At 66.4% G+C, this 11,020-nt stretch carries 10 protein-coding genes; 4 read left to right on the forward strand and 6 right to left on the reverse strand.

The genetic code is table 11. The features are described 5' to 3' along the window. Window positions 1-952: M48 family metallopeptidase (locus G3N61_RS35635; RefSeq protein WP_241018061.1), on the forward strand; the 952-nt coding region annotated here is incomplete at its 5' end. 30 nt (window positions 953-982) lie between these two features. On the opposite strand, the gene G3N61_RS35640 is transcribed toward G3N61_RS35635, so the two are convergent. Next, window positions 983-1,927: an AraC family transcriptional regulator gene (locus tag G3N61_RS35640; RefSeq protein ID WP_089451439.1), complete on the reverse strand. Its 945-nt coding sequence runs from the start codon at window positions 1,925-1,927 to the stop codon at window positions 983-985. Between the two features lie 229 nt (window positions 1,928-2,156). On the opposite strand from G3N61_RS35640, the gene G3N61_RS35645 reads away from it, so the two are divergent. After that, window positions 2,157-3,209: an NAD(P)-dependent alcohol dehydrogenase gene (locus G3N61_RS35645; RefSeq protein WP_089451440.1), complete on the forward strand. Its 1,053-nt coding sequence runs from the start codon at window positions 2,157-2,159 to the stop codon at window positions 3,207-3,209. A gap of 128 nt (window positions 3,210-3,337) precedes the next feature. Here the strand turns inward: G3N61_RS35645 and G3N61_RS35650 are convergent, their stop codons facing one another. The 5 genes from G3N61_RS35650 to gatC all read right to left on the reverse strand — a co-directional run bounded on the left by G3N61_RS35650 (window position 3,338) and on the right by gatC (window position 8,528). Beyond that, on the reverse strand, window positions 3,338-4,111 hold the full coding sequence (locus G3N61_RS35650) for an exodeoxyribonuclease III (RefSeq protein WP_205824705.1): 774 nt from the start codon (window positions 4,109-4,111) through the stop codon (window positions 3,338-3,340). Between the two features lie 40 nt (window positions 4,112-4,151). Beyond that, window positions 4,152-4,991 carry a polyphosphate kinase 2 family protein gene (locus G3N61_RS35655; protein ID WP_043184725.1) on the reverse strand — a complete coding sequence of 280 codons (840 nt, stop codon included), beginning with the start codon at window positions 4,989-4,991 and terminating at the stop codon, window positions 4,152-4,154. Window positions 4,992-5,109: 118 nt separating this feature from the next. Continuing rightward, window positions 5,110-6,585, reverse strand: a complete 1,476-nt coding sequence (gatB, locus tag G3N61_RS35660) for an Asp-tRNA(Asn)/Glu-tRNA(Gln) amidotransferase subunit GatB (RefSeq protein ID WP_089461776.1) — start codon at window positions 6,583-6,585, stop codon at window positions 5,110-5,112. Window positions 6,586-6,587: 2 nt separating this feature from the next. Then, window positions 6,588-8,159 (reverse strand): Asp-tRNA(Asn)/Glu-tRNA(Gln) amidotransferase subunit GatA, encoded by a 1,572-nt coding sequence (gatA, locus tag G3N61_RS35665; RefSeq protein WP_175026284.1) that lies wholly within the window; start codon window positions 8,157-8,159, stop codon window positions 6,588-6,590. A 69-nt stretch (window positions 8,160-8,228) separates the two neighbouring features. Further along, window positions 8,229-8,528, reverse strand: a complete 300-nt coding sequence (gene gatC, locus G3N61_RS35670) for an Asp-tRNA(Asn)/Glu-tRNA(Gln) amidotransferase subunit GatC (RefSeq protein WP_043184729.1) — start codon at window positions 8,526-8,528, stop codon at window positions 8,229-8,231. Window positions 8,529-8,895: 367 nt separating this feature from the next. On the opposite strand from gatC, the gene G3N61_RS35675 reads away from it, so the two are divergent. Next, window positions 8,896-9,939 carry a rod shape-determining protein gene (locus G3N61_RS35675; protein ID WP_004189550.1) on the forward strand — a complete coding sequence of 348 codons (1,044 nt, stop codon included), beginning with the start codon at window positions 8,896-8,898 and terminating at the stop codon, window positions 9,937-9,939. Window positions 9,940-10,064: 125 nt separating this feature from the next. Then, window positions 10,065-11,020: rod shape-determining protein MreC (gene mreC, locus G3N61_RS35680; protein ID WP_241018062.1), on the forward strand; the 956-nt coding region annotated here is incomplete at its 3' end.

An 11,020-nucleotide genomic window follows, 5' to 3' on the forward strand; every position in this document is an offset into this window, starting at 1 on the left:
CAGCCCGGTGCAGGCCGGGATGGTCTACGACGAGATCCGCCGGTTGCGCGCGAAGTATCCGGACAAGCCGCTGTACGTCGTCGTGACCGACATGTGCGCATCGGGCGGCTATTACATCGCGTCGGCGAAGGCTTATGCGCAGACGCAGCAACAGGTCCGCTACGGCAACGCCATTGCCTTCCGCACGCTGATCCCGTCGCCGCTGCTCGAGCAGCTCACCGCGAACGAATACGCGCAGATCGTGCAGGCGGCCGCCGACAGCAATCGCCTGCTGCCCGCGAACCAGCCGCGCGTGAAGCGCTTGCGCGCGATCGTCGCGAAGCTCGCGCCGTATTCGGTGAAGTGGAACGACCGCGTGAAAAACTGGGCGTGGGACGTCAACGCGATCCGCTCGCGCGACATCCGGCTGACCTGCCTGCCGGGCGGCAAGGTGCTCGTCTACGGCGGCCTGCTCGACCGCGTCCGCCTGAACGACGATGAGCTCGGCGTGCTGCTCGCGCACGGCATCGCGCACGCACTGCGCGAACACGCGCGCAGCAACTTCAGCGAGACCTCGCAGACGTCGCTGCGCGCGGCCGCGCTGCCGCCGCTGTTCGGCGTCGGCGATCCGCTGCCGCAGGCACTGAATATCGGCGAACGCCTGCAGACGCTCCACTACAACGCGACCGACGAGACTGAAGCCGACGTGATCGGCGGCGACATCGCCGCACGCGCGGGCTTCGATCCGCGCGCGGCGATCACGCTGTGGGACAAGCTCGCGGTCGCGACCCGCGGGAACAAGGCGACGGGCTTCATCTACACGCATCCGTACAGCACCGCCCGCCGCCAGGATCTGCTGAACCGCCTGCCGGATCTCATGCCGCTGTACGCGAAGGCGGTGGGCAAGCGCGTCGACACGCTGCCCGACTACGCGGGCATCAGCGCGCAGCGCCGCAAGGTCGTGCGGCGCTGAGCGCCACACGAAGCCGATCGCTACGCCGCCCTACGCATCCACGGCCGCCGCGACCGGCCGGGCGCCGCTTTCGCGCATCCAGCGCACCTCGTCACCCGGGCTGCGGCCGAACAGCCGCTTGAACTCGCGACTGAACTGCGACGCGCTCGCATAGCCGACGCGCGCGGCCGCCGCGCCAGCGCCGACCCCGTCCTGCACCATCATCAGCCGCGCCTGGTGCAGCCGCGCGGCCTTCACGTACTGCATCGGCGACGTCGCCGTCACGTGCTTGAACTGCGCATGGAACACCGCGAGGCTCATCCCGGCCTCGCGCGCGAGCGTCTCGACGTCGAGGTCGGCCTTCAAGTCCGCATGGATGCGCCGCAGCGCCTTCGCGATACGGCCGAAGTGATGCTGCTGGACGAGCGCCGCGCGGATCGCATCGCCCTGCGCGCCGGTCAGCACGCGGTACGCGATCTCGCGCATGATCGCGGGGCCCAGCACGCGCGTGTCGTGCGGCGACGCGAGCGTTTCGAGCAGCCGCAGCACGGCGTCGGCCAGCGGCGCATCGAGCGGCGTCGAATCGACGCCGAGCGGCTCGCTGACGGACGCGCCGAGCGTCTCGTCGAGCAGGATCGCGAGCTCGGCGATCACCGCGAGGTCGATGCGGATCGAGATCGCGAGAAACGGTTCGACCATGCTCGCGAACGTCTCGCATTCGAACGGCAGCGGCACCGACAGCACCAGATACTGCTGCGCGTCGTAGACGAACGAGCGATCGCCGAGATAGCCGAGCTTGCGCCCCTGGCACACGACGACGATGCTCGGCTCGTACAGCACCGGCATGCGCGGTGCGGGACGGCTCACGCGAATGAAGCGCACGCCGTCGAGCGCCGCCGGCGTGTCGCCGTCGTTCGGCGCGAGACGCGTGTGCAGCTCGATCATGCGGCGCCGCACCCGGTCGTCCGAGTCGGTGAAAAGGGGCTGGAAGCTCATCGGCGCGGTCCTGTCCGGCAAGAGAATCTGGCTCGAAATGTAGCACCTTGAAAGCATTTTGACGGCCGTTGACGTGCAATTCGAGAGGAATAGGCAAATCTTCCAGACCTTCGTGTATTTCGCCGCGGCGCCGCGCTCCTTACGATGACGTCCTGCCTCGCCGCATCGCCACATGGTGCGACGGCAGTCTGTTTTGCCGGTTATCCATCCCGGACAAGGAGCCCCCTGCATGAGCACTACCTATGCCTACGCAGCGACCGATTCGCAGTCGCCGCTCGCCCCGTTCGAATTCCAGCGTCGCGCGCTGCGCGACCTCGACGTCCAGATCGACGTCCTCTACTGCGGCGTCTGCCACTCGGACCTGCACCAGGCCCGCAACGAATGGCGCAACACGATCTACCCGGTCGTGCCGGGTCATGAAATCGTCGGCCGCGTGACCGCGACCGGCCCGCAGGTGTCACGCTTCAAGGTCGGCCAGCTGGTCGGCGTCGGCTGCCTCGTCGATTCGTGCCGCACCTGCCCGAGCTGCGCCGAAGGTCTCGAGCAGTATTGCGAGAACGGCTTCGTCGGCACCTACAACGGCCAGGATCGCGTGACGGGCGACATCACGTTCGGCGGCTATTCGACGCAACTCGTCGTCGACGAGGCGTTCGTGCTGCGCGTGCCCGAGACGCTCGACCCGGCCGGCGCCGCGCCGCTGCTGTGCGCGGGGATCACGACCTACTCGCCGCTGCGCCAGTGGAGCGTCGGCCCTGGCAAGAAGGTCGGGATCGTCGGTCTCGGCGGCCTCGGCCACATGGGCGTGAAGCTGGCGCGCGCGATGGGTGCGCACGTCGTGCTGTTCACCACGTCGCCGTCGAAGATCGAGGACGGCAAGCGGCTCGGCGCGCACGAAGTCGTGATCTCGAAGGACGAAGCGCAGATGAACGCGCACCTGAACAGCTTCGACTTCATCCTGAACACGGTCGCCGCGCAACACGACCTGAATCCGTTCCTGCACCTGCTCAAGCGCGACGGCACGATGACGCTGGTCGGCGCGCCGGAGCACGACCATCCGTCGCCGCAGGTGTTCAACCTGATCTTCAAGCGCCGCCGCCTCGCGGGCTCGCTGATCGGCGGGATCGCGGAAACGCAGGAGATGCTCGACTTCTGCGCGGAGCACGGGATCACGTCGGACATCGAAACGATTCCGATGCAGCAGATCAACGCGGCCTACGAGCGGATGCTGAAGAGCGACGTGAAGTACCGCTTCGTGATCGACATGGCGTCGATCAAGCAGTAAGCGCCGCCGGGCAGCACGCACGAGATCGCCGCCCCAAACGAAACGGGCCGCATGTTCGACATGCGGCCCGTTTCTGCATCTGGCGGCTGGATAATCCGGCTGCTACGCCCGCGGCGCAGCGCGGGACGTCACTTCTTGTAGTCGTAGTCCACCGTCAGCGGCGCATGGTCGCTGAACTTGATGTCCTTGAAGATCGACGTGCTTTTTGCGGTGCCGGCCACGCCCGGCGTCGCGATCTGGTAATCGATCCGCCACCCGACGTTCTTCGCATACGCCTGGCCGCGGTTGCTCCACCACGTGTACTGCTCGGCGCGCGGGTCGAGCGTGCGGAACACGTCGACATAGCCGACATCGTCGAACAGCTTCGTGAGCCACTCGCGCTCTTCCGGCAGGCAGCCCGAATTCTTCTGGTTGCTCTTCCAGTTCTTGATGTCGATTTCCTTGTGGACGATGTTCACGTCGCCGCACAGGATCACCTCGCGCTTCTTCTTCATCTCGGCGAGGTGCGGCATGAACTCGTCCATGAAGCGGTACTTCGCCTGCTGGCGCTCTTCGCCGCTCGAGCCGGACGGCACGTACACCGACACGACCGACAGCTTGCCGTAGCGCGCCTCGACGTAGCGCCCTTCCGTATCGAATTCGCTGCTGCCGAAGCCGATGATCACGTCATCGGGCTCGCGGCGGCTGTACACGCCGGCACCGCTGTAGCCCTTCTTCTCGGCATGGTGGAAATAGCTCTTGAAGCCGTGCGGCTCGACGAATTCGGCCGGCAGGTCGTCGGCCGAAACCTTGATTTCCTGCACGCACACGCAATCGGCGTTCTGTTCGCCGAGCCACTCGAAGAAGCCCTTCTTCGCGGCGGAGCGGATGCCGTTCAGGTTGGCGGTAATCACTCGCATCATGTCGGATTCCGTTCAGTTCGATGTTTTACAGGGTGGCAGCTTAACGGATCTTCACGCCTTCGAGCTCGGGCTTCGGCGGCGGGAACTCCAGCTTCATGTCGGTCATCGTGCGCAGCAGCAGCTCGGCGATCATCACGTTGCGGTGCGTCTTCGAGTTCGCCGGGATCACGTACCACGGCGCATGCTCGGCCGACGTCGCCGCGAGCGCGTCGCGGTAGGCGGACTGGTATGCATCCCAGTGCTTGCGCGCGTCGAGATCGGAGATGTCGAACTTCCAGTGCTTGGTCGGATCGTCGATGCGCGCCTGCAGCCGCTCGCGCTGCTCGTCCTTCGAGATGTGCAGGAAGCACTTGATGATCGTCGTGCCGTTCTCGACCAGCATCGTCTCGAAATCGCGGATCTGCCGGTAGCGGCGCTCGCACTCCTTCGCGTCGATCAGGTCGAGCACGCGCGGCACGAGCACGTCTTCATAATGGCTGCGGTTGAAGATCGCGAGCTCGCCCGCGGCCGGCACCTGCGCATGCACCCGCCACAGGAAGTCGTGCGCGGCCTCGATCGGCGTGGGCGCCTTGAACGGCACGACGCGCAGGCCGAGCGGATCGACCTCGCGGAACACCGCACGCACGGTGCCGTCCTTGCCGCTGGTATCCATCCCCTGCAGCACGAGCAGCACGCGCTTCTTCTGCTGCGTGTGCAGGCGCTCCTGCTGCACGTCGAGTTCGGTCGACACGGCCGACAACCTTGCGCGGTCGTCGTCCTTCGAACCGGACGAGAACGGCTTCGCGGCCGGGTCGAACGCGTCGAGCTTGAATGCTGCGGCTTCCTTCTCGTGCGTGCAGTACGGCACGCGGAAATCGTCGAGCGACGGTTGTTTCGCCATTCGTTCCTCCGTTGGACGCTGTGGTGCATACGATAACGCATCCACCAAACGCAACGGGCCGCCCCGAACTGGTTCGGAGCGGCCCGTCGTCAAGCGCGGTTCAGACGCGCGTGCATGCTCAGCCGAGCTTCTTCTTCAGCAGTTCGTTGACCTGCTGCGGATTGGCCTTGCCCTTCGTCGCCTTCATCGCCTGGCCGATCAGCGCGTTGAACGCCTTTTCCTTGCCTGCGCGGAATTCCTCGACCGACTTCGCGTTCGCCGCGAGCACCTCGTCGATGATCGCTTCCAGCGCGCCGGTGTCGGAGATCTGCTTCAGCCCCTTCGCGTCGATGATGCGGTCCGCCGCACCTTCGTCGTCGGCCTTCTCGTCCCAGATCGTCGCGAAGATTTCCTTCGCGATCTTGTTCGAGATCGTGCCGTCGGCGATGCGCTGCAGCACGAGCGCGAGCTGCGCGGCCGAGACCGGGATCGCGTCGATCTCGATGCCGTCGCGGTTCAGCTGCGACGATACGTCGCCCATCAGCCAGTTCGCGGCGATCTTCGCGTTCGCGGTGCCGGCCTTCGCGACCACGGCCTCGAAGTACGCGGCCATCGCCTTGCTCGACGTCAGCACGCCCGCGTCGTACGCGGACACGCCGTATTCGTCGGCGAAGCGCTGCTGCATCGCGGCCGGCAGCTCGGGCATCCCGGACTGCACGCGCTCGATCCAGTCCTGGCCGATCACGAGCGGCATCAGGTCGGGGTCGGGGAAGTAGCGGTAGTCATGCGCGTCTTCCTTGCTGCGCATCGAACGCGTCTCGCGCTTGTCCGGATCGTAGAGGCGGGTTTCCTGCACGACTTCGCCGCCGTCCTCGATCAGCTCGATCTGACGACGCACTTCGTAGTTGATCGCTTCTTCGAGGAACCGGAACGAGTTCAGGTTCTTGATTTCCGCGCGCGTACCGAACTTCTCCTGGCCGACCGGGCGCACCGACACGTTCGCGTCGCAGCGGAACGAGCCTTCCTGCATGTTGCCGTCGCAGATGCCGAGCCACACGACGAGCCCGTGCAGCGCCTTCGCGTAGGCCACGGCCTCGGCCGCGCTGCGCATTTCCGGCTCGGTGACGATCTCGAGCAGCGGCGTGCCCGCGCGGTTCAGGTCGATCCCCGTCATCCCGGCGAAGTCTTCATGCAGCGACTTGCCCGCATCTTCCTCGAGGTGCGCGCGGGTCAGGTTGACGGTCTTCTCGTACGCTTCCTTGCCGGCCTTTTCGTTGGCGGGCACCTGGATCGTGATCTGGCCGCCCTGTACGACCGGAATCTCGTACTGGCTGATCTGATAGCCCTTCGGCAGATCGGGGTAGAAATAATTCTTGCGCGCGAAGATGCTGCGCGGCGCGATGGTCGAACCGATCGCGAGGCCGAAGCGGATCGCGCGTTCGACCGCGCCCCGGTTCAGCACCGGCAGCACGCCCGGCAGCGCCAGGTCGACCGGGCAGGCCTGCGTGTTCGGCTCGGCGCCGAACTGCGTCGACGCGCCGGAGAAAATCTTCGAGACGGTCGACAGTTGCGCGTGCGTCTCGAGACCGATGACGACTTCCCATTGAGTAGCCATATTCATGCCTCCCGCCGAGCCGCCTCAAGGGAGGCATGCGCCCCCTCGGGGGGCAGCGAACAAAGTGAGCGTGGGGGCTCATTCCCCACCCCTGCCGGAACTTGCTTGTGCCAGTCGGTCGCGCGCTGGAACGCATCCGCGACCTGCAGCATCCGGGCTTCGTTGAAATAGTTGCCGATGATCTGCAGGCCGACCGGGCGCTTCGCGTTCGCACCCGCGCCGAAACCGCACGGCACGCTCATGCCGGGCAGGCCGGCGAGGCTCACCGACAGCGTGTAGATGTCGGCCAGATACATCTGGACCGGATCGTCGCCCTTCGCGCCGAGATCCCATGCGACCGTCGGCGAGGCCGGGCCCATGATCACGTCGCAGGACTTGAACGCTTCCTGGAAATCGTTCGCGATGATGCGGCGGATCTTCTGCGCCTGCAGGTAGTACGCGTCGTAGTAGCCGTGCGACAGCACGTAGGCGCCGACCAGAATCCGGCGCTTCACCTCGGGGCCGAAGCCTTCCGCGCGCGACTTCTTGTACATGTCGAGCAGGTCGCCGTACTGCGCGGCGCGGTGGCCGAAGCGCACGCCGTCGAAACGCGACAGGTTCGACGAGGCTTCCGCCGGCGCGATCACGTAATACACGGGGATCGACAGTTCCGTCTTCGGCAGCGACACCGGCACGAGCGTCGCGCCGAGCGCTTCATACTGCTTGAGGGCCGCGTCGATCGCCGCGCGCACGTCGTCGGCGAGGCCATCGCCGAAATATTCCTTCGGCAAGCCGATGCGCAGGCCCGCGAGCGGCTTGCCCGCGTCGTTGCCGGCCGCCCACGGCTGGCCGAGGTGGCGCGTGAAGTCTTCGTCGTCGTGTTCGAGGCTCGTCGAGTCGCGCTCGTCGAAACCGGCCATCCCGTTCAGCAGCAGCGCGCAGTCGGACGCGCTCTGCGCCATCGGGCCGCCCTGGTCGAGCGACGACGCGAACGCGATCATCCCGTAGCGCGACACGCGGCCGTAGGTCGGCTTGATGCCCGTCACGCCCGCGAACGACGCGGGCTGGCGGATCGAGCCGCCGGTGTCGGTACCGGTCGCGGCCGGCGCGAGGCGCGCGGCGACGGCGGCCGAGCTGCCGCCCGAGCTGCCGCCCGGCACCGCGTTCGTGTCCCACGGGTTCTTCACCGCGCCGAACGCCGAATTCTCGTTCGACGAGCCCATCGCGAACTCGTCCATGTTGGTCTTGCCGAGCGTGACCATGCCGGCCGCCTGCAGGCGGGCGACGACGGTCGCGTCGAACGGGCTCTCGTAGTTCGCGAGCATCTTCGAGCCGGCGGTCGAGCGCCAGCCGCGCGTGACGAACACGTCCTTGTGCGCGATCGGCAGGCCGGTGAGCGCGCCGCCCGCGCCGCGCGCGAGCTCCGCGTCGGCAGCTTTCGCCTGCGCGAGGGTCAGGTCGGCGTCGACGTGGACGAACGCGTTCAGGTCGCGCGCGGCGTCGATCCGTTTCAGGTAGAGCTGCGCGAGCTCGACGGCCGAGCATTCCTTGGCGGCGAGCGCGGCGCGCAGTTCGGTCAGGCTTTTTGCGTGCATTGAGTGGTTTTCCTGGGAATTCTGGGTGGCGCGCGGCGCGAAGACGGCGGCGCGCTTGTCATCGAATGCTTACTCGATCACCTTCGGCACAAGATAGAGGCCGTCCTGGACGGCCGGCGCCGGGCGCTGGTTGTCGTCGCGATTGACGACTTCCGTCACGGCGTCGTCGCGCAGGCGCTGCGCGACGGCCTGGATCTGTTCGATCGGGTGGGCGAGCGGCGCGATGCCGGCGGTGTCGACCGCCTGCATCTGTTCGACGAGGCCGAAGAATTCATTGAGCTGGCCGAGCATGTGCTCGGCGTCGGCGTCGGCCATTTCGAGTCGCGCCAGGTGCGCGATGCGTTTCACATCGGTCAGGGTCAGGGCCATGCGATCACCGGAAAAACAAGGCTGCGCAGCGCATCAAAAGCAGCACTGCGGCGGGGGGTTGGAGGGTGCGATCCCACCCTCAAAAATCGGGGCCGAAGCGGCAAAAATACCGCCCGTTTCGATTCAAATACCGTGAAATTATAAGGTATCATTACGCGTTCGACCCAAACCCGGCAGCCTTTTCCCGCACCGTTTCGCCCCGCTTCGGCAAGCCGTGCGTGCTTCGTGCGATCCCCGGTAGACATCACTCGCAGCTTCGTGCGCCGCGGCGGCCGCTTCCGCCACGCTTCCCGAGGCTGTTATTTTTTCCGCTGCCGCCCTCAGCGCTCGCTATGCAGGGCCGGCCCAGAGCGAAACAGGATTCTGAATGTTCGGTTTTTTGCGCAGCTACTTCTCCAACGATCTGGCGATCGACCTCGGCACCGCAAACACCCTGATCTACATGCGCGGCAAGGGCATCGTGCTCGATGAGCCGTCCGTCGTGTCGATCCGCCAGGAAGGCGGCCCCAACGGCAAGAAGACGATCCAGGCAGTCGGCAAGGAAGCCAAACAGATGCTCGGCAAGGTGCCGGGCAACATCGAGGCGATCCGCCCGATGAAGGACGGCGTGATCGCCGACTTCACCGTCACCGAGCAGATGATCAAGCAGTTCATCAAGACGGCCCACGAGTCGCGCATGTTCTCGCCGTCGCCGCGCATCATCATCTGCGTGCCGTGCGGTTCGACCCAGGTCGAGCGCCGCGCGATCAAGGAAGCCGCGCACGGCGCCGGCGCATCGCAGGTCTACCTGATCGAAGAGCCGATGGCGGCCGCGATCGGCGCGGGCCTGCCGGTGTCGGAAGCGACCGGCTCGATGGTCGTCGACATCGGCGGCGGCACGACGGAAGTCGGCGTGATCTCGCTCGGCGGCATCGTGTACAAGGGTTCGGTGCGCGTCGGCGGCGACAAGTTCGACGAGGCGATCGTCAACTACATCCGCCGCAACTACGGGATGCTGATCGGCGAGCAGACCGCCGAGGCGATCAAGAAGGAAATCGGCTCCGCGTTCCCGGGCTCCGAAGTCAAGGAAATGGAAGTGAAGGGCCGCAACCTGTCGGAAGGCATTCCGCGCAGCTTCACGATCTCCAGCAACGAAATCCTCGAAGCGCTGACCGATCCGCTGAACCAGATCGTGTCGTCGGTGAAGATCGCGCTCGAACAGACCCCGCCGGAACTCGGTGCCGACATCGCCGAACGCGGGATGATGCTGACGGGCGGCGGCGCGCTGCTGCGCGACCTCGACCGCCTGCTCGCGGAAGAAACCGGCCTGCCGGTGCTCGTCGCGGAAGATCCGCTCACCTGCGTCGTACGCGGTTCGGGCATGGCGCTCGAACGCATGGACAAGCTGGGCAGCATCTTCTCGTACGAGTGATCGTCTAGGCAGTTCGTTGATATGACGCACCCGCGGCGCGGCCGGATCGATCGTTCAGAACGAACCGCCGCGCCGTTTGCGCGTCTGAGCATCATTTAACCGATCACACGCGCCCGGCGCCGACCATGGAATACAGTCCGCCGCCCCTCTTCAAGCAAGGTCCGCCCGCGCTCGCGCGGCTCATCTTCTTCGTTGCCCTCGCCATCGCGCTCCTCGTCTCGGACGCGCGCTTCAGCACGCTCGAAATCGTCCGCGGCGTGCTCGGCACCGTGCTCTATCCGCTGCAGCGCGCCGCGCTCGTGCCGCGCGACCTGTTCATGGGCGCGGCCGACATCGCCGTCACCGGCGCGTCGCTGCGCCACGAGAACGACGATCTCCGCAAGCGCAACCTGCAACTGTCCACGCAAGCCAACCAGGCCGCCGTGCTCGCGCAGGAAAACGCGCACCTGCGCGCGGTGCTCGAGCTGCGCCAGCATATCGCGACGCAATCGACGCCGGCCGAGATCCAGTACGACACGAGCGATCCGTTCACACAGAAGATCGTGATCGGCCAGGGTTCGCAGCAGGGCATCCAGAACGGTGCGCCCGTCGTCAGCGAAAACGGCGTGGTCGGCCAGGTCACGCGCGTGTTCCCGCTGCAGTCCGAAGTCACGCTGGTCACCGACCGCGATCTCGCGATTCCCGTGCAGGTGCTGCGCACCGGCCTGCGCAGCGTGATCTACGGCACGCCGAAGGGCGATTCGCTCGACCTGCGCTTCGTGCCGACCAGCGCGGACCTCGTCGTCGGCGACGAGCTCGTCACGAGCGGCCTCGACGGCGTCTATCCGCCCGGCCTGCCGGTCGCGAAGGTCGCGCGCGTCGACAAGCTCGCCGATACGGCGTTCGCGCGCGTGACCTGCGCGCCGCTCGCCGCCGTGCGCGGCGCGCGCCAGATGCTCGTGCTGCATTACCAGAACGACATCCCGCAACAATGGTCCGCCGCCGTGCACCGGCACGACCAGCGGGTCGACGGCTTCCTGTACATGTCGAGGCACCTCAACACGTCGGAAGCGCTTGTCCTGTTCGATCGCGCCGCGTCCAA

The sequence above is a fragment of the Burkholderia sp. Ac-20349 genome, assembly GCF_017104865.1.
GTDB lineage: Bacteria > Pseudomonadota > Gammaproteobacteria > Burkholderiales > Burkholderiaceae > Burkholderia > Burkholderia aenigmatica.